This is a genomic window from Streptomyces albidoflavus, from assembly GCF_000719955.1.
In the GTDB taxonomy this organism is placed as follows: domain Bacteria; phylum Actinomycetota; class Actinomycetes; order Streptomycetales; family Streptomycetaceae; genus Streptomyces; species Streptomyces albidoflavus.
In genome coordinates, this window is the sequence record NZ_JOII01000038.1 from 12,721 (window position 1) to 39,564 (window position 26,844).

The following is a 26,844-nucleotide window of genomic DNA, read 5'->3' on the forward strand; positions in this document are numbered from 1 at the left end:
GGGTCACACCTTCTCTGCGGGGCGCGGGAGTTCAGGGCGGTGCGCGCGGGCGGTACGGCAGTGGGGGCACCGCCCGGTGTGGGCGGGGTCGGGGCTTTGCGGGTGCGAGGCGGACGTGGTGGGGGCGCGGCCCCGCCCGCGCGCCCAGGCCCGCAGCAGCGGCAGCGTGCGGTACGGGCCGGGCGGTCCCTCCTCCAGGAACCCGGCGTCGGCGAGCCGGTCGAGGAGCTGTTCGGTCTCGGCCTCACCGAGCCCGAGCGCGGGTGCGGCCTCCTCGGCCCCGCAGGCCGGCCCGAGCGCGGCGACCCGCGGGAAGGCGTCGGCGAGCGGGGGGTCGAGCCGGGCCAGCGCCTCCCCCAGCACCTCGGGCACGGAGAGCCCGGGGGCGTCGGTGAGGGCGAGCCGTCCGGCCTGGTCGGGGCCGAGCCAGCGGGCGGAGTCGGCGAGGCCGAGCCCGGGGCGGGTCAGCAGCCGGGCCGTCATGATGCGCAGGGCCAGCGGGTGGTGGCCGCACCCCTCGGCGATACGGCGGGCCTCGTCCGGTTCGGCGTCGACGCGTTCGGCGCCGAGGACGGAGCGGAGCAGGGCGTGCGACTCGGCCGGGCGGAACGGCCCGAGCCGCACCACGCGCCCGCCGTGGGTGGCGACCAGCCCGGCGAGGCCGCGCCGGCTGGTGACCACGACGGCCCCGCCCGTACAGGCGGCGAGCAGCGGCCGTACCTGGTCGGCGCCGGCCGCGTCGTCCAGGACCAGCAGGGTGGGGCTGCCGGGCGGGCGGTCCGCCAGGGCGCGGGTGAGCTGTCCGGCGACGGTCTGCGGGTCGTAGGGACGCCCGTCCGGGCCGGTCAGGCGGATCAGCAGCCGGCCGCCGGGGAAGCGGTCGGCGAGCTGGGTGGCGACGTGCCGGGCCAGCGCCGACTTGCCGATGCCGGGGGCGCCGGAGAGGACGACGGTGAGCGGGCCGCCGGGCCGGTGGGCGGTGTCGGCGGTGAGGTGGGAGGTGAGCGCGGCCACCTCGGCGGCGCGCCCGGTGAAGTCGGGGACCGGGGTGAGCGGGGTGACCAGGCCGGGCTCCTCGGGTCCGGGCGCGGCGGGCGCCTCCGGGAGCGCGGCCGGGCGGCCGTCCTCCTCCCCGGCGGGCCCGGCGTCGAGGGTGTCGCCGCGCAGGATGGCCAGTTCGAGCCGCTGGAGGGCGGCGCCCGGGTCGACCCCGAGTTCCTGGAGCAGGTACTCCTTGACGCGCCGGTACTCGGCGAGCGCCTCGGCCTGGCGGCCGGTCCGGTACAGCGCCTCGACCAGCTGCTCGTGGAACCGCTCGTGGCCGGGGTGGGCGCGGGTCACCTCCCACAGGTCGCCCAGCGCCTCCCCGCACCGCCCGAGCCGCAGGTGGAGGCCGCAGAGCCGTTCCACGGCGCGCAGCCGTTCCTCGGCGAGGCGGGGCACCTCGTCGCGGTGGAGCAGGTCGGAGCGGACGTTGGCGAGGAGCGGGCCCTGCCAGAGCGCCAGCGCGTCGCGCAGGGCGGCCAGTTCGGCCTGCGGGTCGTGGGTGAGGGCGGCGGCCCGCCGGACCCGCTCCCGGAACCCGATGAGGTCCAGGGTGTGCGGACCGGCGGTGATGCGGTAGCCGCCGGGGACGGCCTCGATCGGTGTCTCGGTGACCCCGTGCTTGGTGAAGAGCCGCCGGAGCCTGAGGACACAGGTCTGGAGGGCGGCCTTGGCGGTGGCCGGCTGCTCCTCCCCCCAGATGGCCCGCTGGAGGTAGTCGGCGGAGACCACGGAGTTGGCGTGCAGGAGCAGCGCGGTCAGCAGGACGGTGGGCTTGGCGGGCTGGAGGACGACCGACTCGGGGCCGTCGTGCAGCGAGAGCGGGCCGAGCAGCTGGAACCGCATGCCGGCGCCTAGTCCCAGCCGTTGACCAGCTTGCCGTACCCGGGATCGGCGGGAGCGCTGTCCCAGCCGTTGACCAGCGGGCTCACCGGAACGGGAGCGGCCTCCGGCGCCTGGGCGACGGCCTGCCCGGCCCCGAGGGCGAGCACGGCGACGGCCCCGGCGAGGGCGGCGACCGCCCTCGCCCGGCGGGGGCGGACGGAGGAGGCGGGGTGCGGACAGTGGGCGTTACGGTTCCCGGACACGGTTCTCCCTGGAGAGTCTGGTCATGGCTCATGGGCAACTGCGCGAACAGGGCTCGCCGGTGTGCGGCACGGCGCCCCGGGGCTGGGCCGGAGAGAGAGGGGAAAGGGTGGGGGGTGGCTCGGTACGGCGGTGGGGCGTGGCTCTGTACGAAGCGGGGCGGGACGCCGTGGTCACGGGCGCCCGCCTGACGGGCCGTCGGGCGGTGTTGACCCGACCATGCCAGCATTGACTTCTGCCGTGGTGGACGCGCGTTGACAGCTTGTTGCAGCCGCTCCGGCAGCATCGTGCAACCAGGATCGGCATTCGGCGCGTTCCGCCCGAACCGGCTCCGTCCGGCGCCGCCCCGCGCCCGTTCGGGCGCCTGCCCGCCTGCCGGACGCCCTCCCCGCCGGCGCCCCGCCGATGAGAAGGTGTCCCGGAATCGGTGTAGGGGGAACGGAGTCGCCGCCTCCCGCACGTGAGGAGAGGACGACCGTGAACGAGGGCCCCGCATCCGGCACGCCCGACCTGCCCCGCCCGCGCGGCCCCCGCCCCGGGGAGCCCGGGGCCACTCCGCCCGCAGCCCCGGCCCCGGACGCCCGGCGCGGCGCCGTCGTCGCCGCCCTCATGCTCTCCATGGCGCTGGCGGCGCTGGACGGCACCATCGTCTCCACCGCCGTCCCGCAGATCGTCGGCGACCTCGGCGGCTTCTCGTACTTCTCCTGGCTCTTCGCCGGCTACCTGCTCGCCGTCACCGTGACCCTCCCGGTCTACGGCAAGCTCTCCGACACCCTCGGCCGCAAGCCGGTCCTCATCATGGGCTCGGTCCTCTTCCTCCTCGGCTCGCTGCTCTGCGCGCTCGCCTGGGACATGACCTCGCTGATCGCCTTCCGCGTCGTCCAGGGGCTGGGCGGCGGCGCCCTCCAGGGCACGGTGCAGACCCTCGCCGCCGACCTGTACCCGCTCAAGGAACGCCCCAAGATCCAGGCGCGGCTCTCCACCGTCTGGGCGCTCTCCGCCGTCGCGGGCCCCGGCCTCGGCGGGCTCCTCGCCACCTACGCCGACTGGCGGTGGATCTTCCTCGTCAACCTGCCCGTCGGCGCCGTCGCCCTCTGGCTCATCGTCCGCCACCTGCACGAACCCCTCCGCGAGCGGACCGGGCCGCGCCCCCGGATCGACTGGGCGGGCGCGCTCTCCATCTTCTGCTGCGGCGCCGTGCTGCTCACCGCGCTGGTCCAGGGCGGCGTCGCCTGGGGCTGGCTCTCGCCGCCCTCCCTCGCCCTCTTCGGTACCGGAGCCGTGCTGGCCGCCGCCACGGTCCTGATCGAACGCCGGGCCGCCGACCCGGTCCTCCCCGGCTGGGTCTGGCGCCGCCGCACCATCGCCGCCGTCAACCTCGCCCTCGGCTGCCTCGGCCTGCTGATGGTCGCCCCGACCGTCTTCCTCCCGACGTACGCCCAGTCCGTCCTCGGCCTCGCGCCGGTCGCCGCCGGGTTCGTCCTCTCCGTGATGACGCTCTCCTGGCCGCTGGCGGCCGCCCTCAGCCAGCACGTCTACCGGCGCATCGGCTTCCGCGACACCGCCCTCGTCGGCGTCGGCGGGGCCACCCTCGTCCTGCTGGCCTTCCCGCTGCTGCCGTACCCGGGCAGCGGCTGGCAGCCCGCCCTGCTGATGCTGGCGCTCGGCGCCGCCCTCGGCCTCTTCCAGCTGCCGCTGATCGTCGGCGTCCAGTCCACCGTGGGCTGGGAGGAGCGCGGCACCACCACCGCCTCGGTCCTCTTCTGCCGCCAGATCGGCCAGACCCTCGGCGCCGCCCTCTTCGGCGCCGTCGCCAACGCCGTCCTCACCGCCCGCCTCGGCAACTCCTCCGGCGACCTCGACGCGGTCGCCCGCGCCCTGGACGAGCCGGGCGCCATGGACGCCGCGACCGCCGACACCCTGCGCCGCGCCGTCGCCTCGGCCGTCGAGACGGTCCACCTCGGCGCGGCCTGCGCGGGCGCCGCCGCCTTCGTCCTCCTGCTCACCCTGGCCCCGCGCCGCTTCCCGGTACGCGAGGAGCACACCGGCCCCGCCTCCGCCGAACGGGCCTGACCCCCGCCCGCCCGTCCGGTCAGCCGGCCGCCAGCCCCGCCAGGTAGCCGTCGACCAGCGCGACCTGCCGGACGGGCGGGAACTCCTCCGGCGCGAACAGGGCCTGCACGACCAGCCCCAGCACGAAACTCTGCGCGGCCGCCGCCACGTCCCCGGCGTCCGGCCCGGCGGGCAGCTCCCCCGCCCGCTGGGCCTCGGCGACGTACCCGGCCATCCGCTCCCGGGCCCGCCGGTACCGCGCCGCGTGCTCCGCCGCCAGCTCCGGATCGGCCAGTGCCACATCCCAGGAGCCGACCCAGATCCGGTTGTTCGCCGCCCCCGGCCCGTCGAGCGGCAGCACGTCGAGCAGCACCGCCCGCAGCCGCACCAGCCCCGACGCCTGTCCCACCCGCTCCTCCGCCGGACGCGGCCGCCCGGCCGACCGCCGGTCCAGCACCTCCAGCGCGTGCCGCACCAGCGCCCGCTTGCTCGGGAAGTAATGCGTGACCAGCCCCGTCGTGGCCCCCATCTCGCCCGCCACCGCCCGCAGCGTCAGCCCCCCGAACCCCCGCGCGGCCAGCACCCGCCACACCGCCTCGGAAACATCCTCCCGGCGTGCGTCATGGTCCCCACGAGCTGGCGTCATACCCGGTACGGTACATACCCAACGCTTGTTACGTACCACTCGCCCCCTAGCCCCAGGACCCGCCGTGTACGCCATACCCCTCGCCCCCGGCGCCGAGCTGCGCCCCCTGGAACCCTGGCAGGCCCCCGAGTTCCTGGCCCACATCGACCGGGCCCGCGCCCACACCGACCCGTGGATCCCCTGGGCCACCTACTCCACCGACCTCGACTCGGCCCGCGCCACCCTCCAGTCGTACGCCGACAAGCAGGCGGCGGACCGGGGCCGCATCTTCGGCATCTGGCGCGAGGGGACCCTGGTCGGCGGCGTGATGTTCGTCCACTTCGACGCCGCCGCCGGCACCTGCGAGATCGGCGTCTGGTCGGAGCCGGCGGGCGAGGGCCACGGCCTCGTCACCGCCGCCGCCCGCCACCTCCTGGCCCACGCCTTCACCACCCGCGGCCTGCACCGCGCGGAATGGAGGACCACCCCCCGCAACACCCGCAGCCGCGCCGCCGCCCAGCGCCTCGGCATGACCCTCGACGGCACGCTGCGCGAAAGCTCCTCGTACCGGGGGGAGCGCCTCGACATCGAGGTGTGGTCGGTGCTGGCGTGGGAGTGGGAGGCGCGGGCGGGAACGCACTGACGATGCACGCCGAGCAGAGAGCGGACCGAAAGAGCCGGGGGGCGCCGCCTCAGCGACGCCCCCCGATCCGCTTCGCCTCACGAAGCGAGGGCGGACAACACCTTGCTCCGGTTCGCGGCCGAGCCGGCCGCGATCGAAAGGCGCCCGTCCGTACCGCTCACCCGCACGGACACCGCCCCCTCGTGCCGCACGCCTTCGGCCGCACCGGCGGGCAGATACCGGACGGCGGCGACATCCTTCCCGCAGGAAAGCTCCGCCCACGCGCGGTCTTCACCCGAGCCGTACCCCGACGTCCTCATGTAGGGCCCGCCCGGCAGCACGCCACTCCCCTCGCCTTCGGCCTTCGGCCATGCGCTCAGAAGCTGCAGCGACACCTGCCCCGCCTCCGCTTCCTTCTCGGGGAGAGCCACCAGGCCGCACTTGCGCCCTTGGGTGTAGAGGATGATCCTCTCCCCGTCGGCGATCACCTCGCCGATGATGCGCCTGGCGGGTTCAGGCGTGGTGACATCCATTCCCGAGAAGGGATCACCCGCCACATCGACCTCGGGCAGTCGCGCCAGCTCGCCGGGATCGGCAGCACTGGAGGAACGGACAGGTTCCGCCTCGGGCGTCGCACAAGCCGCACACGCCAGACCCAGCGTGACACCGGCGGCCAGGAGCCGCATCATCCGGGCCATCAGCTTCCCTCTGATCTCGTCGCCCTTATTCCGTCCACTGGTTGAAGCATACGCCGACCGGCTTCATGGCCCAGCTGGCCCCCTTGTTCTTTCCGTCCTTGTAGACATTGAAGGTCCACATGTCGTAAAGGGGGTATGCCTCGATGTACCCGTACTTCCCCTTGGGAACTTCATACCGCGTCTGATCCTCGACGCCGTAGGTGCTGGTCACCTTGAATCCGAGCTTCCCGGAAACGAACTTCGCATCGACGGACACCTCGGCGCTCAACTCGGCGGAAACGGACTTCGAGACGGTCATCACCAGGGTCGTCTTACCGGCCCCACTGGTCTTCTGCAGCTTGGTCGTCCCGCAGACTTCGCCTGGACCACTGACATTCTTCAAGGCGTACCCGCTCGCCGCGGGGCCGATCTCACCCGGCTGCTCAGGCAGTGGCGTCTCCCCACCGGACCGCATCACCACGGTGCTCTCCGCGGGCTTGAAGAACCCGTCCGGAACATAGCCGGAGGGCTTCGCGTCAGAGGGCACGGACCCCGGCGCGGCAGACGCGATTCCGGCACCCGCGAGCAGAATTGCCGCAGCACCCATGAGCGAGCAGGACTTTATTACGCGATTCACATTTCCCCCGGATCTCATCAGCCCACTGGTCAGGCAGGCCGTTCGTTACTCGAAAAACTACGTGCGGACCACACGCAAGGTCAAGCAATCCCGGGACCACTGAGCTTCATTTGAGCTGGCGATGAGCACATGAGGGAAATTACTCGACCCTGCACCAGCATTTCGCATTTGCCTCTTTCCGCCGCCTTCTCTCGGCGGACGCCTGCTGAGAGAAGCCACGCGACCCATGCGCGCCTGCCGCGTCCGACACCCGGCGCGCATCACCGAGTGCCGGACGCGGCAGCAGGCGCCCCCTCAGGCGTACGGGTCGAAGTCGATCCCCGAGGGCTTCGCCTTCTCCAGGTGGGAGCCGAAACTGGCGTCCTTCAGGCCGAAGTTGGCGCTGCCCCAGTCGTGCTGGCTCAGCTTGTCGCGCAGCCCGGCGGGGTAGCCCTCCCAGCCGACGAGGGCCGGGTACTGCCAGGTGCCCTGGTGGTTCTCCGGCGGCTCGTCGTTGCCGTTGGCGGCGCGGAAGCAGTGGGTGCTGGCGCCGTCCTTGTGGTAGACGATCTTCGGGTGGCTGCCGTCCCAGCGGATCGCGTCGCGGTCGTGCACCGTGAAGCCGCCGTGCGCCGAGGTGGCCACGTACCGGGCCTCGCCGCCGTTGACCCAGACCACCACGTGCTCCCAGTCGTGCCGGTGCCCGCCGAGCCCGCTCCCCGCGACCGCCTGGTCCTTCTCGAAGTACGAGCCGTAGAGGATCGCGCACCAGTCGCCGTCGCACTTGGCGCGGGAGTAGGTGTTGGTGTTGTCGAGGTCCCAGGCGTCCCGGCACTGCCCGTTGAGGGCGCCGGAGGGGTTGAGGCCGCCGTTGAGGGTGCCGTCGGGGCCGATGGCGGGGGTGGCGTAGCAGCCGTCGGTGTCGTAGTCGTAGGCCGGCTGGTACGTCTGCTCCAGCGCGTCGGCACTGGCCGGCAGTGCGGCGGGCGGGTCGGCGTGCGCGCTGCCGGCCAGGGCGAGGACGAGCCCGGTGGCGGCGGTGAGGGTGAACGCGGCTCTGCGGATGCGGGAACCCGTATTCAAGACGTCCTCCTGAGGACGGTGGGGGGATGACACACGGACACAAGCAGCTTTGACATGCCCAACTCACCCTCCCCGAACCACGGGAGCGGGGGGTGACCGGAGGGACACAACTGGGCGTGCGGGAAGGGAAGATGGGAAGTCCCCCGACAAAAGAGAACTCGCAGGAGGCCGGTCCCGTGCGCACTCTGTACGTCGTCACCCACCCGGAGGCGACCCACCACGTCGAAGGCGTCGTCGGCGGCTGGCACGACTCGGAGTTGACCGGTGCGGGCACCCGTGCGGCAGCCCGCGCCGCCCGCGCCCTGCGCTCCCGGATTCCCCCGGAGGCCGAGGTCGAGCTGTACTCCTCGGACCTGCGACGCTGCCGGCAGACCGCCGAGCCGGTGGCCTCACTCCTCGGCCTGCGACCGGTCTGGGATTCGCGCCTGCGGGAGAAGTCCTACGGCGAGGCGGAGGGCAGGCCGCAGGCGTGGCTGGACCGGCGCTTCGTCCCGCCCCCGGCCACCGGGGAACGGATGGACCACGACGAGGGCGTACCGGGCGCGGAGACCAAGGCGGCCTGTGCCCGGCGCGTCCACGCGGCCATGGACGACATCCTGAGCAGCCCCGCCGAGCACCAGATCATCGTGACCCACGGCGGCTCCCTGACCTTCGTGGTGACCGCCTGGATCAAGTTCCCCCTCGAAGCGGCCGGTCACGCCGCTTTCGGCGCGGCTCCCGGCAGCATCACGACGCTCCACGAGGACGACTACTTCCACAACCGCCGCCTGGCCGCCCTGGGCGACACCCGCCACCTGGACATCCCCTAGAACGGCGCCCCCGCGTACCCCCGCCCCCGCACCTCCTCGTGGATCCGCCGCAGCCAGGGTTCGTGGAAGGCGGGCAGCCGGGACAGGGTCCGCAGGAAGACGTCGAGGTCGGCCCGGAAGAGCGTCAGGGGCCGCAGGGGCAGCGGCTCGTCCCGGTGGACCCCGGCGGGGACCCGCCCGGCCGCAGGGTGAGGCAGTTCGTCCGGCCCCTGCGCCACGTGGAGCCAGACCGCCGCGTCCAGCGGCACCCCGTCGACCCCGCCGGGACAGGGCCACACCTCGCCGGTCCGGGGATGGACCGGTACGAGGGCCAGGGCGCGCGGGTCCTCCGGCACCGGCAGCCCGGGCCCGGCCGGGAGCACGGTCCGTCCGGGCGGGCCCGGCGGCAGCAGGGCGTCCACCGCACGGCCGAGGGTCACCGCGAGCGGCCCGGGCTCCACGGCCACGGGCCTGCCGCCGGACAGCGCCACCACCCCGGCCAGCGCGGCCCCGACCGCCGCGGCCCAGCGCGGGTCCCACCATCCTTCCGGCGCGACGGGCGGCAGCGGCGCACACTCCTCGGCCAAATCCGCCCAGCGTGAGGGGACTTCGGCGTCCGCCCCCGGGACGACCCGGGTGGCCCCCGGATCGCACCACACCTCCTGCCAGTACCCGCAGTCGTCGACCCGGGTGGCCACCGGCAGCCCGCAGCGCGCGCAGGCCAGGTTGGGGCCGTCACCGCCGGCCGAACCGCAGCAGCCGTCGCAGCGTTCGGGGAGCAGCACGGTCCCGCGCAGATCACCGGGGGCGAGCACCGCCGCGCCGGCCGGACCGCCCGGCTCCGGGTCCACGGCGTACGTACCGGACTCCATCAGCACCGGCATCAGCGAGTGCCCCCACCGCTGCCGGGCGTGGACGGGCAACGCCACCCGCGCCACGGGCGCCGACAGCACGGCTTCGCACCCCGCACAGACGAAGACGTCCAACCCCTGCCCCTCCCGCCGCCGCGCGCTGCGCGCATTCTTGCCAAGCGCGGGGCCCCGGCCAACCGGATTGTTCCGCTCCCCGGCGCCGGCCGCCCCTCCAAGGCCGGGCACGCCCACAGCCAGGAACGCCGGGGCAGGAGCGATGGCACAATCCCACCCCATGCCCACCTTCACCGCCCCCGACGGCACCCCTCTCGCCTACCACGCCGCTGGTGAGGGTCCGCCCCTCGTCTGCCTGCCCGGCGGGCCGTTCCACCCGGCCGCCTACCTCGGTGACCTCGGCGGGCTCACCGCCCGCCGGCGGCTGACCGGGCTGGACCTGCGCGGCACCGGCGCCTCCGGGGTTCCGGCCGATCCCGGCTCGTACCGCTGTGACCGGCTCGTCGCGGACGTGGAGGCGCTCCGGCGCCACCTCGGTGTGGACCGGGTCGACCTGCTGGGGCACTCCGCCGGGGCCAACCTGGCCGTCCGCTACGCCGAGCGGCACCCGGACCGCGTCGACCGGCTGGTCCTGGTCACCCCGAGCACCTTCGCGGTCGACGTGGACGTCCCCGGGCCCGTACGCGCGAAGACGGCCCGGCTGCGCGAGGGCGAGCCGTGGTTCCCGGAGGCGTACGCGGCGCTGCAGGAGGTGGCGGCGGGTCGCGCCACCTCCGCGTCCTGGGAGGCCATGGCACCGTTCATGTACGCCCGCTGGGACGACGAGGCCCGCGCCCACCGCGCCCTCGGCACCCCCTGGCGCGGCACCGAGGCCGCCGCCACCTACGGCTCCGAGGGCGCCTTCGACCCGCCGGCCACCCGCGCCGCCCTGGCCGCCTTCGCCCGCCCGGCCCTCCTCGTCGCGGGCGAACTCGACCTGAACTCGCCCCCCGAGGCCGTCACTTCGTACGCCGCCCTCTTCCCGGACGCCCGGCTGACGGTCCTGCCGGGGGTCAGCCACTTCCCGTGGGTGGACGATCCGCGGGGGTTCGCCTCGGCGGTGGCGGGGTTCCTGGGGCGGCGCGCGTCCTGAACCGGCGGCACGGCCTCCCGGGTCACCCGCCCCGCCGCCGCACGCTACGGGGCGGCGAGCCGCTCAGGGCAGGGGGGGACTCAGGGCCCCTGCCCCTGCCCCGCCCCGCCTCACGCCACGTCCGGCTCCGCCCCGTCGCCCGGCTGCTCGCGCCGTGCCCCGGGGAGCACGGGCGGGGCGTCGGAGGTGGCGTCCTCGGTCTCCGGAGCCGCCGGCAGCCCGACGACGCCGCGCCCGGTGAGGGCGGCCAGGGCTGTCCGGATGTGTTCCATGCGGGCGCGGAGTGCCTCGCGCTGCTCCTCGTGGTCGCGGACGAGGCGTTCGGCCTCGGTGGCGACGCGGTCGGCGGTGGCCTGGGCCCGCTGGAGGAGTTCGGCGGCCTGGGTCTGGGCCTCCTGGTCGGTGCGGCGTACCGTTTCCTCGGCCTCGGCGTGGCGGCGGCGGGCGTCGGCGAGGACGGCGTCGCCGTGGTCGTCGAGGGCGCCCTCGTGGCCGCGTGCCACGGTGTCCCGCTCGTCCAGCTCGCGCTCGGCCTCGGCCTCCCGGGCGGCGAGGTCGCGCTCCTGGCCGGCGAGGGTACGGGCGGTCAGCTGCCGGGCCTCGTCGAGGGCGGCTTCCGCCGCCGCCCGCTCGGCCTGGGCCTCGGCGCGGGCGTCGGTGAGCAGCTGGTGGGCCTCGGCGCGGGCGGCGGCGAGGCGGTCGTCGGCCTGCCGCTCGGCCTCGGCGCGGGTCTCGGCGGCGTACCGGCGGGCGGCCTCGCGCAGGTCGGCGGCGGCCTGCTCGGCGGCGGCGGTGAGGGCGGCGGCCTCGGCCCGGCCGGCCGCGTCCAGGGCCTCGGACTGCTCCTGGACGAGGGCGTAGAGGCGCTGGGCGCGCTCGCCGAGGTTGTCGTAGGTGGGTTCGGGGAGGGTGGCGACGGTCTCGGCGAGGGTGGCGGCCTCGGCGCCGAGCCCTTCGGCGAGGGCGGTGAGCCGTTCGGCCTCCGCGTACGCCTCGTCGCGCTCCCGTTCCAGGGCGGCGACGTACTGGTCGGCCTGGGCCGGGCGGTAGCCGCGTCCCCGTACCGTCGCGAAGCCGTGCGGCGACGCCGGTGTACTGCTCATCGTCCGATTCCTCCCGGTCCGCCCGGAACCGCTCGTGCCACGCCGCGCCGCCCGCCCGGCCTCCCGGGCCGGCCGCCGCGCGACGGCCACGGCACCACCGTGGGCACCGTATCCACATCCTTTCGCTCAAGGATGCGTCATTTCAGGTCAGAAGTCGGAATCGGGCGATCTTCGCGGAGTGCCGCGAAGAGCTCCCCGGCTCTCCGGCGGTCCCAGACGACCACGTCCCCGGCGCCCGGGACCTCCCCCTCGGACTGGAGCGGGACGGTCAGCGCCCGCCCTGTGCCCTCGGGGCCGTCGGCCGCGCCCCGCAGCCCCCGCCCGAGCCGGAAGAGGTCGCGCACGTCGGCCCCACGGTCGACGGTGACGGCGTCGAGGGAGGCGGAGAGGAAGGGGCCGGCCCGCCACGGGTTGAGCGCCACCGCCGGGCTCGACGCCTTCTCGGCCACGGCCGAGACCAGCTGCCGCTGGCGCCGCACCCGGCCGAGGTCGCCTTCGGGGTCGCTGTAGCGGGCCCGTACGTAGGAGAGCGCCTGGACGCCGTCCATCTCCTGGCAGCCGGCCGTGAAGTCCGCCCCCGACCGCTCGTCGCGCTGCCCGCCCGCCGGTACGCAGATCCGCACCCCGCCGAGCGCGTCCACCACGTCGACGAAGCCGAGGAAGTCGACCTCGGCGAAGTGGTCCAGCCGCAGCCCCGTCGCCTGCTCGACGGTGCGGGTCAGCAGCTTCGGCCCGCCCAGCGCGAAGGCCGAGTTGATCTTGCCCTGCCCGTGCCCGGGGATCGCCACGTAGGAGTCGCGGGGCAGCGAGACCATGGTCGTGCCGCGGTCCCCCTGGTGGACGATCATGAGGGTGTCGGTGTTGCGCACCTCGTTCGAGCCGACGTGCAGCTCGCGGCGCTGCTCCGGGGTGAGTGTGGCGCGGCTGTCCGAGCCGATCAGCAGCCAGTCGGTGCCCTTCCCGGCCTTCGGCCGTCCCGCGTACTCCCCGAAGGCCTCCGTGGTCCGCACCCGCCCGTCGGCCCAGAAGTACACCGCCGTCCCCGCCCCGGCCACCACCACGGCCAGCGCCACCACCGTCCACAGCACCACCCACGGCCACCGCCGCCGTCGCCCGCGCCCGCCGCCCGGCCCCGGCCCGTGCGTGGTGGGCGGGGACCAGCCGCCCGCCGCTCCCGCTCCTGCCTCACCAGCGCCCGTCATGTCGGCATGATCCGGCGGCCCGGGGTGGGGCGCAGGGCGGGACGGGCAGATGGCCTACGCCCGCCCCCGCGCCGCCGCGCCGGGTCACGTCCCCCGCAGCACCCGGGCCAGCCCCTGGTTGCTGTGGAGGATGCCGCCGTCCACGGGCAGCGTGATCCCGGTGATCCAGGCGGCGTCCCGCGAGGCGAGGAAGGCCACGGCCGCCGCGACGTCCTCGGGCCGGCCGATCCGGCCCAGCGGATAGTGCCCCGCCGCCGCTTCGAGGGACGCCTCCCGCCCGGCCCACGCCGGGGTGGCGATCGTCCCCGGGGCGACCAGGTTGACCCGCACCCCGCGCGGTCCCGCGTGCCCCGCCAGCGTCCGGGTCAGGCCGGCGAGCCCGGCCTTGGCGGCGCTGTACGCGTGGCCGCCGAAGTCCTGCTCCCCGTTGACCGAGCCGATACTGACCACGGCCCCGCGCCCGTCCGGGGCGGCCGCGAGGTGGGGCAGGGCGGCGCGGGCGCAGCGGTAGGCGCCGGTGAGGGTGATGTCCAGGTCCCGTTCCCAGACCTCGTCGCTGCCGTCCTCGAAGAGCGGGGTGTCCTGCCCGGCCGAGCAGGCGTTGTTGACCAGCACGTCGAGCCCGCCGAAGCTCTCGACCGCGTACGCCACGGCCGCCTCGACCGCCGTCCGGTCCGCGACGTCGCAGGCGAGTGCCCGCGCCTGGCCTCCCTCCCCGCGCAGTGCGGCCGCCACCTTCCGGGCCCGCTCGCCGTCCCGGTCGGTGACGAGCACCCGCGCGCCCTCACCGGCCAGCCGCCGCGCGACGGCCTCCCCGATCCCCTGTCCGGCGCCGGTGACCAGCGCCCCGTATCCCTCGAATCGCCTCATGGGCCGGGGGCTACCCACCTCCGGCGCCCTTATCCGTTTCCGCCGCGGGCGCCCCTCGTGGAACGGTGTCACCATGACCGGCTTCGCCACCCCTGAAGAGCTCGCCCGCCGCACCGCCTCCGCCGTGGACGCCGCCGTCGCCGCGGGCCGCGCCCTCGGCCTGACCGTGACCGGGCCGAGGGTTCTGCACGACCTCTTCTCGGTCGTCGTCCACCTCGCCCCCTCGCCCGTCGTCGCCCGCGTCCCCGTCGTCCTGCCGCCGGCCGAGACACCGGAAGCGCTCGCCCGCCGCCAGCAGGCGGAACTCGACGTGGCCCACTGGCTCGACGCCCAGGGCACCCCGGTCATCCCGCCCAGCCCGCTCGTCCCGCGCCGCCCCGTCACCCGCGACGGCTTCCCCCTCACCTTCTGGCAGTACGTCGAGGAGGACCGCGACCGGGTCCCCGACTACGCCGCCAACTCCCACCGCACCGCCGCCCTCCACGCCGCGCTGCGGACCTACCCCGGCGACCTCTCCTTCCTCTCCACCGCCGACCCCGACTCCCTCTCCGCCTCCCTCGGCCTCCTCGCCACCCGCCCCGACCTCCTCGCCCCGGACGACGTGGACCGCGCCCGCCGCGAATGGCAGCTCCTGGAACCCCTGGTCCGCTCCCGCACCGCCTTCGAGGCCGCCTTCCCCGGCATCGAACTCCAGCCGGTCCACGGCGACTGCCCGCCCGCCAACCTCTTCCACGGCACCGCCGGAGACCTGTACGCCGACTTCGAACTCCTCACCCTGGGCCCGGTGGAGTGGGACCTGGCCACGCTCGGCCCCGAACTCTGCGCGGCGTACGACCAAGGCGCGGCGGAGGCGGGTATCCGCCGCCTCGACGAGCGGGTGCTGCGCTTCGCCGACGCCGTGGGCCGGCTGCGCGAGATCACGGCGCTGGCCCTGGCGCCCCGGCTTCCCGTGCTGGTGGAGTACCTGACACCGCTGGTGGAGACGTGGCGGCAGACGCCGTTCGCGGGCGGGGTGGAGCGATGACGGGCTCCGGGCAGCCGACGGCTCGCCGGAGCTGGTCCCCCGGCGACTCCGTCGCCGCCGCCGTCGAGGGCGAACTCGCCCTGCTCACGCCCGGGGTCCGCGCCGATCCCGCCGAGGCGGCCCGCCTCCTCGACCCCGAGTTCACCGAGATCGGCGCCTCCGGCACCCTCTGGACCCGCGACGCCGTCCTGGCCGCCCTGCCCACCTTCGAGGACGCCGGCACCCCGGGCGCCGAGGTCCTGGAGATGACCGGCACGCTGCTCGCCCCCGGCTGGGTCCAGCTCCGGTTCGTGACGGTGCGCGGGCAGCGCCGGGCCCGGCGCACCTCGCTGTGGCGGCTGGCGGAGGACGGGGAGCGCTGGCGGATGTACTTCCACCAGGGCACACCGGCCTCGGACACCTGAGGCCGGACGCGGCCGCCCCCCTCAGGCCACGAGCAGGCGGAGGCCGAGATCGGCCGCGTCGAGGGAGGCGAGGTCGCCGTTGCGCTCGGCCCACCGGCCGGACCGCAGGTCGTCCCCGAGGCGCCGCACCGCCCGCCGCTCGGCCTCGGGCCCGACCCTCGTCCACACCGACACCGCCCGGCGTACACGCTCCTCCAGGTACGCCTCGGGGCGGCGCCAGTACGCCTCGAAGAGGCCGTCGGCGCAGTCCCACGGGACGGGCACCGGCTCGGCCCGGGCGCCGCCGATCGCCTCGGCCATCCCGCGCAGCGAGGGGAAGTCCGCGAGCACGGCGGCGAACTCGGGCAGGTAGTCCCGGGTGAGCCAGAACCGGTCCCGCCACCCCGGCTCGTCGGTCTCGAAGGTCAGCACCACCACGCGCCGGGCCACGCGCCGCATCTCGCGCAGCCCCGCCACCGGGTCCTCCCAGTGGTGCACGGTGGAGACGGCCATCGCGACATCGAAGGCGTGGTCGGCGAACGGCAGGCGCTCCGCGGCGGCGGCCACGCACGGCGCCGAACCGGCGGGCCGCTGCGCGCGCATGACCGCCGAGGGCTCCACCGCCGTCACCTCCCGGCCGGCGGGCTCGTAGGAGCCGGTGCCGGCCCCGACGTTCACCACCGTCCGGGCGTCCCCCAGCGCCTCCCCGATCTGCGCGGCGAACCTCGGCTCAGTACGCCGGGTCGCCAGGTAGGCGCCGCCGATCGCGTCGTACAGCCGGGCTCCCAGCAGACCCAGTTGCTCCTCGGGGGTCACCGTCACGCCCTCCGCCCGCGCCGCGATCTCCCGGTCGATGGCGGTCACCATGGCGTCGGCGAGGTCGCGCCGCTCCCGCAGCAGGCCCCGCAGGCGGCGCAGGTGGGCGAGGGCGTCGGCGGACGGGTCGTCGACCAGTTCCGCGACCTCCCGCAGCCCGAACCCCAGCCGCCGGTAGGCCAGCACCTCCCGCAGCCGCTCCATGTCGCCCGCCCGGTAGGCCCGGTACCCGGCCGGGGTCCGCGCCGAGGGACGGACGAGTCCGATCCTGTCGTAGTGATGCAGCGTGCGGACGCTCACGCCGGCCAGCTCGGCGACGCGTCCCACGGTCCAGTGTTCCTCCACGCCTGCCACGGTGCCGCCTGACGTCACGTCAGGGTCAAGCGCGGGCCCCCGTACGCGGTGCGCGTACGGGGGCCTGGGCGGGTTCAGCGGCGGGCCGGGGTCAGAAGAGCCCGTCCCACATCTGCTCCAGGACCACCGACCACCAGTTCTCCGGCGAGCCGAGCGCCGCCGGGTCGAGGGCGGCCAGCTGGGCCTGGAAGTCGACCGTCCAGCGGCCGGCCTGTTCCTGGTTGAGGCCGAAGCGCAGCCGCCACATGCGGGCCAGCAGGGCCAGGCAGCGGACGAACTCAGGCAGCCCGGTGTTGACGAACTGCGGCGGCACGGGCGCCCCGCCGGGCCCCGCCTCCACCGGCACCGCCACGATGTGCGCGGTGCCGTACTGGACGCAGAGCGCCTTGCCGAAGTCGCTCCCCATCACCAGGTACGACCCGGCGTCGGAGGCGGGCTGCACGCCGCGCTCCTGGGCCAGTTCGGCGAGAGTCGGGACGGGGCGGCCGGGCTGGGCCTGGGCCCAGAAGAACGGGCCGAGGTCCAGCGGCAGCCCCGCCCAGACCAGGGTGTGCGCGACGACGTCCGGGACGCCCTGCCGGGAGACGGCGTGCTGGTCGAAGCGGAAGACGCCCTGCGGGCCGAGGGCACCGGCCAGCTCCTGGGCGATGACGTCCGGGCCGACCTGCGGCGCCGGCGGCACCGGCGGCAGCGGCGCACGCACCGGCGCCGGACGCGCGGGACCGTCCGCGACCTGGTGCAACTCCCCCTGGTGCTCCAGCAGTTGACGCATACCTTCCTGGCGGGAGGCGTGGTCGCGGCCGTACGGGGCGATGGAGGTGATCCGGGCCTGCGGGAAGGTCTCGCGGATCATCCGGGCGCAGTAGGCGCCGGGCAGTTCGCAGGACTCCAGCTCGGTGTGGAGCTCCAGCACCTGCTGCGGCGGTACGCCCATCGCCCGCAGCTCGTGCAGCATCTGCCACTCGGGGTGCGGGGTGCCGGGCGCGGAGCGGCGGATGAGCTGCTGCTCGGAACCGTCCTGGGCGCGGTAGCGCAGCACCGCCTGGTAGCCGGGGCCCACGGTGGGCAGGCCGACGGGCTGCTGGGGGTAGCCGTAGCCGGCGCCGGGAGCCTGCGGCGGGGGTCCGGGCGGGCCGGGGGGCTGCGGGACGTTGCCGCCCTGGCCCGGGTTGGGCCCGGCCAGCATCGTCGCGGCGTGGTGGACCCCGCCGGGCGGGGTGCCGGGGGCGGCCGGGGGCGGCGGGGTGCCGGTACCGGGGGCCCCGGGCGGGCCTGGAGGCTGCGGGACGTTGCCGCTCTGGCCCGGGTTGGGGCCGGCCAGCATCGTCGCGGCGTGGTGGACCCCGCCGGGCGGGGTGCCCGGGGCGCCGGGCGGGGGCGGCGGGGTGCCGGTGCCGGGGGCTCCGGGCGGGCCGGGCGGCTGCGGCACATTGCCGCCCTGGCCCGGGTTGGGCCCGGCCAGCATCGTCGCCGCGTGGTGGACGCCGCCCGGAGGCGTGCCCGGGGCGCCGGGCGGGGCCGGGGGCGGCGGGGTGCCGGGGCCGCCGGACGTGCCGGAGGCGGCCGACTCCGGCAGCTGGGAGGCGAGTTGCGTCGGCAGGTAGGCCGCGCCGCCGCCCTGCGACTCGGCTCCGCCCTGCGCACCGGGGGCGCCGGGCGGGCCGGGCGGCGGGGGCGGGGTGGCACCGGTGTTGCGGGGGCCGCGCGGGGCGGCCTGGGCCTTGCTGGTGGCGGCGTCCGCGATGTCCTCGGCGCCGGGCGGGACCGGGCGGCCCGGCTCGGGCGCGGGCGGGGCGGCGGGCGCCGAGGGGACGCCGGCCGGCGGGGCGGCCGGGATGTCCTGGGCGGGGACGACGGCGGTGGACGGCAGGGCGGAGCCGCCGGAGATCAGCGCCGTCTTGGCCTCCGGGGAGACCCCGGGCGGCGGGGTGCGCTCGTCGTCGTCGCCGCTGAGCGGCGGGGCGAAGACGGTGGCGGGCGCGGGCACGGCCCGGTCGTCGTCGGCCTCACTGGTGTCCGTACCGGCCCACGGGGTCGCCTCGGCGGACGCACCGTCCACCTGGGCGGCGGCGGGCCACGGCGTACCGCCACCCGGCGTGCCCCCGGGCGGGGCGGGCTCGGCGGGCGGCTGGGGAGCGGGGGGCGCGGCGGGAACGCCCGCACCCGTGCCCGTGCCCGAACCCCCGCCCGTGCCGGCGGACTCCGCGCGGTGGTCCGGGATGCCGAGCTTGTCGGCGGCCTCCTGGAGCCATTCGGGCGGGCTCAGCAGGAAGGAGGTCTGTTCGAGGTCGTTGCTGCGCGGCGGGGCGGGCGGCTCGTCGGCCTGTCCGGCGCGGCCGTACTCCTCCTCGTAGCGGCGGATCACCTCGCCGACCGGCAGGCCCGGCCAGAGGGTGGTGTCGCCGCTGTCGCGGGCGATGACCAGGCGCTGGCGGCCGCCGTCCGAGACGGGCCCGCCCGCGCGGTCCTCGGCCCACACCACGAACCCCAGGTCGAACTCGCGGACCTGGACCTCGCGGTGCTGGTACGCGGGCAGGTCGGCGTTGATCCATGCGTCGGCGCGCTCCTGCGCCTGTGCGAAGGTCACCATCGGGCTCACCCCTCCACCGGGACGGCCTCGGCGAAGCCGCCGTCCACCATCAGGTTGGCCACGGTCTCCAGCTCCGGCGGGCTGCCCGCCAGCCGGTCCAGGAACGCGTCGAAGTCGTCACCGCAGGGCAGCAGCAGCCGCTCCACACGGTCCTGCACCGACCAGCCGTCCTGGTCGCGTGCGTCGTCGTAGGCGCAGAACCACACCGAACCGGTGCGCTCCCCGCGCACCTTCACCGCGAGCAGGCCGCCCTGGACGAAGGCGACGCCCAGGTAGTCCTTGGTGAGGTGGTCGCGCAGGCACTTGTTGGCGTACACCAGGTCGTTGGCGGCGGCCTGGTCGCGCAGGGTCAGGAAGGGCTGGTCGACGAGGAGACCCAGCTCCGCGTCGAGCGCCACCCCGGCGGGGGCGCAGCCGCCCGCCGCCTTGAGGAAGTCGCGGTAGGCGCCGGGCAGCCGGTAGCCGAGGTCCTCCTCGGCGGCCAGCACCTGCTGCTCGCTGACGGCCGTGGCCCCCTTGGGCAGGGCGAAGTGGGCGGGCCGGGTCTCCTGGAGCGGGCGGGTGCCGCGCTTGCCGTGGTCGACGGCGGTGGTGGCGAGCCCCGCGTGGTGCCGCAGCAGCGCCTTGACCTCGACCGGGACCAGCTGGAGGCGCCGGGTGCGCGCGACGTGGTGCCAGGTCCAGCCGTGCGGGGTGGCGACGGCCGGCAGGGTCTCCCACAGTTCGTGACCGGCGGCGGCGAGTGCCGCGTTGGCCGACACGTAGTCCGTCAGTCGCAGTTCGTCCACGCCGAAGCCCTCGGGCGGATCGGCGATCTCCACGGCCGCACGCGCGTACGGCGTGAAGTCCGGGTAGCCGTCACCGTCGACGCGTACCCCGGCGGGGTGGCGCTTCGCGCGGACCGGGTCCGGGAAGTGCACGACCTGCCCGGCGTAGGCCGCGTTCGGCGGCGCGGCCTGCTGCCCGAGCCGACCTGTCGTCATGGCGGTTGCCCCCTGCGGCACTGTGTTTGATTCGCGGACAGCGACAGCCTATGCGGTGGTACCGGGCCGGGTCACCGGCCGCCCGCCCCCGTCACAAGCGGTGGCACGGCCGTCACGGCAGCCCCCGCCCACCCGCGCGGGGACCACCCCTGAGTGCGACGCCCACCCTCCTGACACCGGTTGCACCCCCTTCGTACGCGCTTGCGCCCCCACCTCCCTCCGTGGGACCCGCGCACCCCTCCCCCACCCCATCCACCCACCTCCCCACGAAAGCCACATCACCGCCCCAACCAGCACCAACACCCGATCCGCGTACGCCTCTTGACCGCGGACCGGTCGTGCGCCCCGAGCGCGCGGCGTGTCCCCGCACCGCCACAACCTCGCGACACGTACGCCGCAACCCGGCCCCAGCTTCGCCCCGGGCCCCCCGATTTGGCAGGCTGGACCCGCAAACCGGGGGCGTGACACCCGTGGCGGCGACCACGGGCACGGGAGGGACGAGCAGCACGATGCGTACCGCTAGGCGCAGTACCGACGACCAGACACCGGCCGGCCGGACCGGCAGACCCGGCCCGGCCCCCGGCCGCACACCGGGCCTCGACCACACCGGCGTACGCCCCGGGCACACCGGCCACCTCGCCGCGCCCCCGAACCCCGGCGCGGCCACCCGCCCCCGCACCACCGACCGGCCCTTCGGCTTCACCGCCCCGGCACCGGTCCGCCCGGCCGCCCGCTTCGGCGGCGGCACCGGGGACCCGGCCACGCCCCCGGCCGGCGGCCCCACCCTCACCCTCACCGCCGGCACCGCCGCCGAACCGGCCGCCGGCGCCCCCGGCGTCCCGGCCCCGGCGCCCTCCCCGGAGGCGTCGGGCGACCCCCGGGTCGGCTGGAGCAGCACCGCGCCGGTCCCGGTCCTGCGCCACCGCAGGGACGGCATCCTGCCCGCGGTCGCCGCCGCGCTCTCCTGCCGCGGACTCACCCTGACGGCGACGGCGGGCCGCGCCGACCGGGCCCCCGAGCTGCACCCGCTGGTCGAGGACTTCCTCGCCACCCTCACCAGCGACCGGCGGGAACGGTTCACCGGACGGTGTGCTGAAACGATCCTCATCTCGCGCCGCATCACCGGCGCCGACGAGACGCGCTCCAAGCGGGCCGCCCGTAAGCCGATGACGGTCGGCGAGGCCCGCAAGGCCCTCAAGCACGCCAAACTCACCACCCGCCGCATCCGCGAGGACGGCGATCCCCAGCACGGCGCCTTCGCCCCGCCCTGCCGCAGCTGCGCCGCGCTCGCCGCGCACTTCGGCGTCCACGTCGTCGACCCCACCCCGGACCAGCCCTGATGCCGAACCGCACCTCCACGACCCGGTTCCCGATCACCGTGGACGCCGCCCTGCGCGCCGCCGGCTGGCAGCCCGGCCGCTGGGACATCAAGCAGGCCGAGATCTGGGCCGACACCCTCCGCGCCCACACCACCCCCGGCGGCCACGAGCACACCGTCTCCCCCGCCGCCGTCGAGTCCTGGGCGGAGTTCGGCGGCCTGCGCATCGCCCCCAAGGGCCCCGGCCGCCAGCTCACCCCCAGCACCTTCCGCATCGACCCCCTGGCCGGCCTCCACATGGCCCGCACCCTCGCCGACCTCGGCCGCGCCCTGGAAACCGAACTCTGCCCCCTCGGCGAGGAGACCACCGCCGACACCACCGCCCCCCAGTCCCTCCTCGCCATCGACACCGAGGGCCGCGTCTACGCCATCGACCACACCGGCGACTGGTACCTGGGCCCCGACATCGACGCCGCCCTCACCACCCTGCTCTCGGGAGCACCCCCGATACGACTGACAGCGGGATGAGGGGTCACCCCCAGCCCAAACGCAGCCTGGCCGACCCATACGGCAGCCCGGCCGGCGCTTGAGGCCAATCAGTAACGGAGACGTTCGCGCCGAGCCCCAGCCCAAATCCAGCCCGTCCGGCGCTTGAGGACACTCCCCGTCCGGCGTGAGGACACACTTCAGCCCGGCCGGCGCCTGAGGCCGACAAAGCCCGGCCGCGCCCGAGGCCGATCAAGCCCGCCCGGCGCCTGAGGGCCCAGGCTGCGCCGGCAGCACAGCCGAAACCCGGAACCCCCCAGCCTCGGTCTCCCCGGAGACGAACACCCCACCGAGCGCCAACACCCGCTCCCGCATCCCCACCAGCCCGTTGCCCCCACTGGGCAACATCGCACCCCCACCCCGCACAGGCGGCGCCCCGTTCTCCACCTGCATGGCCACCTCCCCTTCCCGGTGCGCCACACGCACCATCGCCCCGGCCCCGGCGGCGTGCTTGTGCACGTTGGTCAACGCCTCCTGCACCACCCGGTAGGCGGTCTGCTCGACCTCCGGCGCGTACCCCCGCGCCTCCCCCTGGACGGACAGCTCGACCTTCATCCCGGCGGCCCGCGACTGCCCCAGCAGCTCCTCCAGCTCGGCGAGCGAGGGCCCGTCCTCGGCGGCCCCGGCCCGCGTCGCGGCGGCGGCGGCGGCCACCCCGACGGCGGCCAGCGGCACGGCGCCCCGTACGGAGTTGCCGAGCGCCTCCCCGGCCCGCAGCACCCCGAGCATCTCGCGCAGCTCGGTGAGGGCCTGGCGCCCCATGTCCCCGACGAGCGCGGCGTTCTTCACGGCCTTCTGCGGGTCCTTGAGCGCGACCGCCTGCACGGCGGCGGCGTGCACCACCATGAGGCTGACCCGGTGGGCCACCACGTCGTGCATCTCGCGGGCGATCCGGGTCCGCTCCTCGCCGCGCGCCCAGTCGGCCCGCTCCTCGGCCCGCTCGGCCAGCAGCTGCAACTCGGTCTCCAGGCTGTCCGCCCGGTCCCGCAGGCTCTCCATCAGCCGGCGCCGCGCCCCCACGTACAGCCCGAGCAGCACGGGCGGCGCGGTCATCGCCACCGAGGCCAGTACGGACATCAGCGGCAGGAACCACACGTCGATCCGGGAGCCGGCGATGTCGCCCACGCCCTGGTGGGTCCGCATCAGCGTGACGATCAGCGTCGCGGCCAGCGACATGCCGGTGGTGACGCCGATGATCCGGCGCGGCACCTGCGAGGCGGCCAGGGTGTAGAGGCCGACCGTCGCCAGCAGGAACCCCATCTCGGCCGGGGTGATCGCGATGGCGACCAGCACCACCGCCACGGGCCACCGCCGCCGGACCACCAGCACCGACCCGGCGACGACGCCGAGCAGCACCCCGATCCCCACCGGCAGCCCGGCGCCCTCGGCGAACCCCACCCCCTCGACTGCGCACTCCAGGGCCGACCCCAGGGCCAGCCCCCCGTCCAGCACGGCGCTTCGCCGCCGCTCCCACCACCACGGCCCCCCGGCCGCGCGGTGCTCTTCCCCCGTCGTGGTCATACGCACCAGCGTACGGGTGCGGCCTGCGACAATTCCGGCGAGTGCCGCGCCCCGCGCCGCACCCGCGCCACCCCGGCCCCGGGCGGCACCCGGCCCTCCCGGCGGGCCCGCGGGGCCGCCGCGTACCGGCGGCGGCGCCCGGCTCGGGCGGATCGTCGCGCCGAGGCCGGACGTTGGGGCATAGTGGTGTCGCGCGTCAAGGGGCCGATCATGGATGGGCCCTCGTGCGGGCGTACCTTCCCGGGTCGTCTAATGGCAGGACAAATGGTTTTGGTCCATTGAATGAGGGTTCGATTCCTTCCCCGGGAGCACGTCGGCTCCGCCCTCGGAGCACCCCAGCGGGTCCCGGCCACCTCGGCCGGGACCCGCTGCGCGTTCGGCCCGCCCGGCCGCCCTGAGGGCTCCCCGGTATCCTTCGGGTGACCATCACCCGAAGCCGAAGGGCACATCCGTGAGCGCCATCCGCCCGGCAGCCGTCATCGTCCTCGCAGCGGGTGAAGGCACCCGTATGAAGTCGGCCACCCCCAAGGTCCTGCACGAGATCTCCGGCCGTTCCCTGGTGGGCCATGTGCTGACCGCCGCCCGCGAGCTGGACCCGGCCGAGCTGGTCGTCGTCGTCGGCCACGCCCGCGAGCGGGTCACCGCCCACCTCGCCGAGGCCCACCCCGGCGTCCGCACCGCCCACCAGCAGGAGCAGAACGGCACCGGCCACGCCGTCCGTACCGCCCTCGCCGAGCTCGGCGGCTCCGTCGACGGCACCGTGGTCGTGGTCTGCGGCGACACCCCGCTGCTCACCGGCGCCACGCTGACCGCGCTGGCCGAGGGCCACGCCAAGGACCAGAACGCCGTCACCGTGCTGACCGCCGAGGTCCCCGACGCCACCGGCTACGGCCGGATCGTCCGGGACGCCGACGACGCGGTCACCGCGATCGTCGAGCACAAGGACGCCACCCCCGAGCAGCGCGCCCTCCGCGAGATCAACTCCGGCGTCTTCGCCTTCGACGGCCGCCTCCTCGCCGAGGCCCTGGCCGCCGTACGCACCGACAACAGCCAGGGCGAGGAGTACCTCACCGACGTCCTCGGCATCCTGCGCGGCGCGGGCCACCGGGTGGGCGCCTCGCTCGCCGCCGACCACCGCGAGATCGCCGGCATCAACAACCGCGTGCAGCTCGCCGCCGCCCGCCGCGTCCTCAACGACCGCCTGCTGGAGCAGGCCATGCTGGCCGGCGTCACGGTCGTCGACCCGGCCTCCACCCTGATCGACGCGACGGTCACTTTCGGCCAGGACGCCCTGGTCCACCCGGGCACCCAGCTGCTGGGCACCACCCACGTCGCCGAGGGCGCCGAGGTCGGCCCGAACTCCCGGCTGACCGACACCGCCGTCGGCGAGGGCGCCCGCGTCGACAACACGGTCGCCCTGAAGGCCGAGATCGGCCCCGAGGCCACCGTCGGCCCCTTCGCCTACCTCCGCCCCGGCACCCGCCTGGGCCGCGCCGCGAAGGCCGGTACGTACGTGGAGATGAAGAACGCCACGATCGGCGAGGGCACCAAGGTCCCCCACCTGAGCTACGTGGGCGACGCCACCATCGGCGACCACAGCAACATCGGCGCCGCCAGCGTCTTCGTCAACTACGACGGGGTCAACAAGCACCACACCACGATCGGCAGCCACTGCCGCACCGGATCGGACAACATGTTTGTGGCACCGGTCACGCTCGGGGACGGGGTCTACACCGCCGCCGGCTCGGTGATCACCAAGGACGTGCCGTCGGGCGCTCTCGCCGTAGCCCGGGGCCAGCAAAGGAATATCGACGGCTGGGTGGCCCGCAAGCGACCCGGAAGCGCCGCCGCGAAGGCCGCGGAGAGCGGCTCGGAGGAGGCACCGGCCGAAAGCTGACCGGAAACGGCTGCGCCGGACACGGCGTACCGTGATAGATGCACGCGATTTGGCTGGCTCGCTGTTCCAAGGTCTGGCACGTCAGGGGTGTCCGGAACCGGGGCGGGTGCAGCGGCGGAAGATTCGTCTGAGGAGACAAGTGCTGTGACCGGGATCAAGACGACCGGCGAGAAGAAGCTGATGCTCTTCTCCGGCCGCGCCCACCCCGAGCTTGCCGAGGAGGTCGCCCACCAGCTGGGGGTCGGTCTCGTACCGACCAAGGCATTCGATTTCGCCAACGGTGAGATCTACGTGCGGTTCCAGGAGTCGGCGCGCGGCGCGGACTGCTTCCTGATGCAGAGCCACACCGCCCCGATCAACAAGTGGATCATGGAACAGCTGATCATGATCGATGCTCTGAAGCGGGCCTCCGCCCGGAGCATCACCGTGATCGTCCCGTTCTACGGCTACGCCCGCCAGGACAAGAAGCACCGCGGCCGCGAGCCCATCTCGGCCCGCCTCGTCGCGGACCTGCTGAAGACGGCGGGTGCCGACCGCATCCTCACCGTCGACCTGCACACCGACCAGATCCAGGGCTTCTTCAACGGCCCCGTCGACCACCTCTTCGCCCTCCCCATCCTCGCGGACTACGTGGGCGCCAAGGTCGACCGCTCCAAGCTCACCATCGTCTCCCCCGACGCCGGCCGCGTCCGCGTGGCCGACCGCTGGTGCGACCGGCTCGGCGCCCCGCTGGCCATCGTCCACAAGCGGCGCGACAAGGACGTGGCCAACCAGGTCACCGTCCACGAGGTCGTCGGTGACGTCGAGGGCCGCGTCTGCGTCCTGGTCGACGACATGATCGACACCGGCGGCACCATCTGCGCCGCCGCCGACGCCCTGTACGCGCACGGCGCCGAGGACGTCATCGTCACCGCCACCCACGGCGTCCTCTCCGGCCCCGCCGCCGACCGCCTCAAGAACTCCAAGGTCAGCGAGTTCGTCCTCACCAACACCCTCCCCACCCCCAACGAGCTGGAACTGGACAAGATCACCGTCCTCTCCATCGCCCCGATGATCGCCCGCGCGGTCCGCGAGGTCTTCGAGGACGGCTCGGTCACCAGCCTGTTCGAGGAGGAGTAACCACTCCTCACGCGGAGGCGATCCACCCCGCACCACGCGGGAAGCCCCGCAGGAACGCTTCTGCACCCGCAGCACACCCGCGTAAGGCCCGGCACCTCCCCAGGTACCGGGCCTTACGCCTGTCCGCCCGCCCCCCCTGCTACGAGGACGACCCCGTGGACGACGACGCCCGACGCGCCTGGTCGCGGACCGTGGCCTACTTCCGCTCCCTGGACGAACACGCCACCCACCGCCACCACTTCCGCCACTCCGACGAGGACGGCAACCACTGGTACTTCGAGGCCGTCCCCGACCGCGACGAACTGGTCGTGATCAAGCAGGCGGAGGTCACCGGGTCCGGCCGCCTCCTCCGCTACAGCTGGCAACACCTGGAGGACGCACACGGCTTCCTGACGGACCAGCCGATCGACCCCGCCGAAGACCCCGTCGAGACCGTCACGGCCGAGGAGTTCGGGCGCGTCTGGGCCGGGTGAGCGGGGTGCGACACCCGCTTTAGGAGAGCGGTGCTCTGGCCCGCCCCGCCCTGA

The 26,844-nt window shown here is 75.2% G+C and carries 25 protein-coding genes and 1 tRNA gene; 12 read left to right on the forward strand and 14 right to left on the reverse strand.

What is annotated here, in order from left to right; genetic code table 11:
- Positions 1 to 3: 3 nt before the first annotated feature.
- Together IF45_RS0127040 and IF45_RS0127045 are read right to left on the reverse strand one after the other, a co-directional pair.
- Positions 4 to 1,890: an AfsR/SARP family transcriptional regulator gene (locus IF45_RS0127040; RefSeq protein WP_030310057.1), complete on the reverse strand. Its 1,887-nt coding sequence runs from the start codon at positions 1,888 to 1,890 to the stop codon at positions 4 to 6.
- 8 nt (positions 1,891 to 1,898) lie between these two features.
- On the reverse strand, positions 1,899 to 2,132 hold the full coding sequence (locus IF45_RS0127045; protein WP_003950315.1) for a hypothetical protein: 234 nt from the start codon (positions 2,130 to 2,132) through the stop codon (positions 1,899 to 1,901).
- Between the two features lie 475 nt (positions 2,133 to 2,607).
- Here IF45_RS0127045 and IF45_RS0127050 point away from each other — a divergent pair, with 475 nt between their 5' ends.
- Positions 2,608 to 4,203: an MFS transporter gene (locus IF45_RS0127050; RefSeq protein ID WP_030310059.1), complete on the forward strand. Its 1,596-nt coding sequence runs from the start codon at positions 2,608 to 2,610 to the stop codon at positions 4,201 to 4,203.
- 19 nt (positions 4,204 to 4,222) lie between these two features.
- Here IF45_RS0127050 and IF45_RS0127055 read toward each other — a convergent pair whose 3' ends face one another.
- The gene (locus IF45_RS0127055) at positions 4,223 to 4,774 is read right to left on the reverse strand and encodes a TetR/AcrR family transcriptional regulator (RefSeq protein ID WP_015507257.1); all 552 of its coding nucleotides are present in this window, start codon (positions 4,772 to 4,774) and stop codon (positions 4,223 to 4,225) included.
- Positions 4,775 to 4,892: 118 nt separating this feature from the next.
- Here IF45_RS0127055 and IF45_RS0127060 point away from each other — a divergent pair, with 118 nt between their 5' ends.
- Positions 4,893 to 5,450 carry a GNAT family N-acetyltransferase gene (locus IF45_RS0127060; protein WP_030310061.1) on the forward strand — a complete coding sequence of 186 codons (558 nt, stop codon included), beginning with the start codon at positions 4,893 to 4,895 and terminating at the stop codon, positions 5,448 to 5,450.
- 77 nt (positions 5,451 to 5,527) lie between these two features.
- Here the strand turns inward: IF45_RS0127060 and IF45_RS0127065 are convergent, their stop codons facing one another.
- From IF45_RS0127065 to IF45_RS0127075, 3 genes are all read right to left on the reverse strand, one after another.
- Positions 5,528 to 6,127, reverse strand: a complete 600-nt coding sequence (locus IF45_RS0127065; protein WP_003950311.1) for a hypothetical protein — start codon at positions 6,125 to 6,127, stop codon at positions 5,528 to 5,530.
- Between the two features lie 25 nt (positions 6,128 to 6,152).
- A complete protein-coding gene (locus tag IF45_RS0127070) occupies positions 6,153 to 6,713 on the reverse strand; it encodes a hypothetical protein (protein ID WP_008412119.1) in 561 nt (186 codons plus the stop codon).
- Between the two features lie 324 nt (positions 6,714 to 7,037).
- On the reverse strand, positions 7,038 to 7,805 hold the full coding sequence (locus IF45_RS0127075) for an NPP1 family protein (protein ID WP_008412116.1): 768 nt from the start codon (positions 7,803 to 7,805) through the stop codon (positions 7,038 to 7,040).
- Positions 7,806 to 7,981: 176 nt separating this feature from the next.
- On the opposite strand from IF45_RS0127075, the gene IF45_RS0127080 reads away from it, so the two are divergent.
- Complete coding sequence (locus tag IF45_RS0127080) at positions 7,982 to 8,614, forward strand: histidine phosphatase family protein (protein ID WP_030310063.1); 633 nt, start codon at positions 7,982 to 7,984, stop codon at positions 8,612 to 8,614.
- On the opposite strand, the gene IF45_RS0127085 is transcribed toward IF45_RS0127080, so the two are convergent.
- Entirely contained in the window at positions 8,611 to 9,579 is a 969-nt protein-coding gene (locus IF45_RS0127085; protein WP_030310064.1) for a hypothetical protein, read from the reverse strand. The two genes, IF45_RS0127080 and IF45_RS0127085, sit on opposite strands and share 4 nt — an antisense overlap.
- A gap of 160 nt (positions 9,580 to 9,739) precedes the next feature.
- On the opposite strand from IF45_RS0127085, the gene IF45_RS0127090 reads away from it, so the two are divergent.
- Positions 9,740 to 10,591: an alpha/beta fold hydrolase gene (locus tag IF45_RS0127090; protein WP_030310066.1), complete on the forward strand. Its 852-nt coding sequence runs from the start codon at positions 9,740 to 9,742 to the stop codon at positions 10,589 to 10,591.
- A 110-nt stretch (positions 10,592 to 10,701) separates the two neighbouring features.
- Here the strand turns inward: IF45_RS0127090 and IF45_RS0127095 are convergent, their stop codons facing one another.
- From IF45_RS0127095 to IF45_RS0127105, 3 genes are all read right to left on the reverse strand, one after another.
- Positions 10,702 to 11,694, reverse strand: a complete 993-nt coding sequence (locus IF45_RS0127095) for a hypothetical protein (RefSeq protein WP_015507263.1) — start codon at positions 11,692 to 11,694, stop codon at positions 10,702 to 10,704.
- 137 nt (positions 11,695 to 11,831) lie between these two features.
- Positions 11,832 to 12,785, reverse strand: a complete 954-nt coding sequence (locus IF45_RS0127100; RefSeq protein ID WP_030310068.1) for an LCP family protein — start codon at positions 12,783 to 12,785, stop codon at positions 11,832 to 11,834.
- Positions 12,786 to 12,980: 195 nt separating this feature from the next.
- The gene (locus IF45_RS0127105) at positions 12,981 to 13,766 is read right to left on the reverse strand and encodes an SDR family NAD(P)-dependent oxidoreductase (RefSeq protein WP_008412103.1); all 786 of its coding nucleotides are present in this window, start codon (positions 13,764 to 13,766) and stop codon (positions 12,981 to 12,983) included.
- 73 nt (positions 13,767 to 13,839) lie between these two features.
- Here IF45_RS0127105 and IF45_RS0127110 point away from each other — a divergent pair, with 73 nt between their 5' ends.
- Both IF45_RS0127110 and IF45_RS0127115 read left to right on the forward strand, forming a co-directional pair.
- The gene (locus IF45_RS0127110; protein ID WP_008412101.1) at positions 13,840 to 14,790 is read left to right on the forward strand and encodes a phosphotransferase; all 951 of its coding nucleotides are present in this window, start codon (positions 13,840 to 13,842) and stop codon (positions 14,788 to 14,790) included.
- Positions 14,787 to 15,194 carry a nuclear transport factor 2 family protein gene (locus tag IF45_RS0127115; RefSeq protein ID WP_003950301.1) on the forward strand — a complete coding sequence of 136 codons (408 nt, stop codon included), beginning with the start codon at positions 14,787 to 14,789 and terminating at the stop codon, positions 15,192 to 15,194. The genes IF45_RS0127110 and IF45_RS0127115 overlap by 4 nt, the downstream gene beginning before the upstream one ends.
- 21 nt (positions 15,195 to 15,215) lie before the next feature.
- Here IF45_RS0127115 and IF45_RS0127120 read toward each other — a convergent pair whose 3' ends face one another.
- The 3 genes from IF45_RS0127120 to IF45_RS0127130 all read right to left on the reverse strand — a co-directional run bounded on the left by IF45_RS0127120 (position 15,216) and on the right by IF45_RS0127130 (position 19,916).
- On the reverse strand, positions 15,216 to 16,316 hold the full coding sequence (locus tag IF45_RS0127120) for a MerR family transcriptional regulator (protein ID WP_030310070.1): 1,101 nt from the start codon (positions 16,314 to 16,316) through the stop codon (positions 15,216 to 15,218).
- A 118-nt stretch (positions 16,317 to 16,434) separates the two neighbouring features.
- Positions 16,435 to 18,933, reverse strand: a complete 2,499-nt coding sequence (locus IF45_RS0127125) for an SUKH-4 family immunity protein (RefSeq protein WP_030310074.1) — start codon at positions 18,931 to 18,933, stop codon at positions 16,435 to 16,437.
- Between the two features lie 5 nt (positions 18,934 to 18,938).
- A complete protein-coding gene (locus tag IF45_RS0127130; RefSeq protein ID WP_010643041.1) occupies positions 18,939 to 19,916 on the reverse strand; it encodes an SMI1/KNR4 family protein in 978 nt (325 codons plus the stop codon).
- Between the two features lie 509 nt (positions 19,917 to 20,425).
- On the opposite strand from IF45_RS0127130, the gene IF45_RS34480 reads away from it, so the two are divergent.
- Together IF45_RS34480 and IF45_RS0127140 are read left to right on the forward strand one after the other, a co-directional pair.
- Complete coding sequence (locus IF45_RS34480) at positions 20,426 to 21,256, forward strand: YwqJ-related putative deaminase (protein WP_003950297.1); 831 nt, start codon at positions 20,426 to 20,428, stop codon at positions 21,254 to 21,256.
- Positions 21,256 to 21,762, forward strand: coding sequence for an SUKH-3 domain-containing protein (locus IF45_RS0127140; RefSeq protein WP_018895349.1), 507 nt, complete (start codon positions 21,256 to 21,258; stop codon positions 21,760 to 21,762). The genes IF45_RS34480 and IF45_RS0127140 overlap by 1 nt, the downstream gene beginning before the upstream one ends.
- Positions 21,763 to 21,972: 210 nt before the next feature.
- Here IF45_RS0127140 and IF45_RS0127145 read toward each other — a convergent pair whose 3' ends face one another.
- On the reverse strand, positions 21,973 to 23,301 hold the full coding sequence (locus tag IF45_RS0127145; protein ID WP_030310077.1) for a sensor histidine kinase: 1,329 nt from the start codon (positions 23,299 to 23,301) through the stop codon (positions 21,973 to 21,975).
- A gap of 238 nt (positions 23,302 to 23,539) precedes the next feature.
- On the opposite strand from IF45_RS0127145, the gene IF45_RS0127150 reads away from it, so the two are divergent.
- The 4 genes from IF45_RS0127150 (at position 23,540) to IF45_RS0127165 (ending at position 26,790) form a co-directional block, all read left to right on the forward strand.
- Positions 23,540 to 23,610, forward strand: a tRNA-Gln gene (locus IF45_RS0127150).
- 142 nt (positions 23,611 to 23,752) lie between these two features.
- Positions 23,753 to 25,198: a bifunctional UDP-N-acetylglucosamine diphosphorylase/glucosamine-1-phosphate N-acetyltransferase GlmU gene (gene glmU / locus IF45_RS0127155; protein ID WP_008415233.1), complete on the forward strand. Its 1,446-nt coding sequence runs from the start codon at positions 23,753 to 23,755 to the stop codon at positions 25,196 to 25,198.
- Between the two features lie 144 nt (positions 25,199 to 25,342).
- Positions 25,343 to 26,317: a ribose-phosphate diphosphokinase gene (locus IF45_RS0127160; protein ID WP_003950293.1), complete on the forward strand. Its 975-nt coding sequence runs from the start codon at positions 25,343 to 25,345 to the stop codon at positions 26,315 to 26,317.
- Between the two features lie 155 nt (positions 26,318 to 26,472).
- The gene (locus IF45_RS0127165) at positions 26,473 to 26,790 is read left to right on the forward strand and encodes a hypothetical protein (RefSeq protein ID WP_030310079.1); all 318 of its coding nucleotides are present in this window, start codon (positions 26,473 to 26,475) and stop codon (positions 26,788 to 26,790) included.
- Positions 26,791 to 26,844 lie beyond the last annotated feature (54 nt).

Bases quoted from the DNA above. Each gene is read 5' to 3' on its own strand.
- IF45_RS0127040 (WP_030310057.1), bottom strand. From the start codon at position 1,890: ATGCGGTTCCAGCTGCTCGGCCCGCTCTCGCTGCACGACGGCCCCGAG.
- IF45_RS0127065 (WP_003950311.1), bottom strand. From the start codon at position 6,127: ATGGCCCGGATGATGCGGCTCCTGGCCGCCGGTGTCACGCTGGGTCTG.
- IF45_RS0127070 (WP_008412119.1), bottom strand. From the start codon at position 6,713: ATGGGTGCTGCGGCAATTCTGCTCGCGGGTGCCGGAATCGCGTCTGCC.
- IF45_RS0127090 (WP_030310066.1), top strand. From the start codon at position 9,740: ATGCCCACCTTCACCGCCCCCGACGGCACCCCTCTCGCCTACCACGCC.
- IF45_RS0127095 (WP_015507263.1), bottom strand. From the start codon at position 11,694: ATGAGCAGTACACCGGCGTCGCCGCACGGCTTCGCGACGGTACGGGGA.
- IF45_RS0127105 (WP_008412103.1), bottom strand. From the start codon at position 13,766: ATGAGGCGATTCGAGGGATACGGGGCGCTGGTCACCGGCGCCGGACAG.
- IF45_RS0127110 (WP_008412101.1), top strand. From the start codon at position 13,840: ATGACCGGCTTCGCCACCCCTGAAGAGCTCGCCCGCCGCACCGCCTCC.
- IF45_RS0127115 (WP_003950301.1), top strand. From the start codon at position 14,787: ATGACGGGCTCCGGGCAGCCGACGGCTCGCCGGAGCTGGTCCCCCGGC.
- IF45_RS0127125 (WP_030310074.1), bottom strand. From the start codon at position 18,933: ATGGTGACCTTCGCACAGGCGCAGGAGCGCGCCGACGCATGGATCAAC.
- IF45_RS0127130 (WP_010643041.1), bottom strand. From the start codon at position 19,916: ATGACGACAGGTCGGCTCGGGCAGCAGGCCGCGCCGCCGAACGCGGCC.
- IF45_RS34480 (WP_003950297.1), top strand. From the start codon at position 20,426: ATGCGTACCGCTAGGCGCAGTACCGACGACCAGACACCGGCCGGCCGG.
- IF45_RS0127140 (WP_018895349.1), top strand. From the start codon at position 21,256: ATGCCGAACCGCACCTCCACGACCCGGTTCCCGATCACCGTGGACGCC.
- IF45_RS0127145 (WP_030310077.1), bottom strand. From the start codon at position 23,301: ATGACCACGACGGGGGAAGAGCACCGCGCGGCCGGGGGGCCGTGGTGG.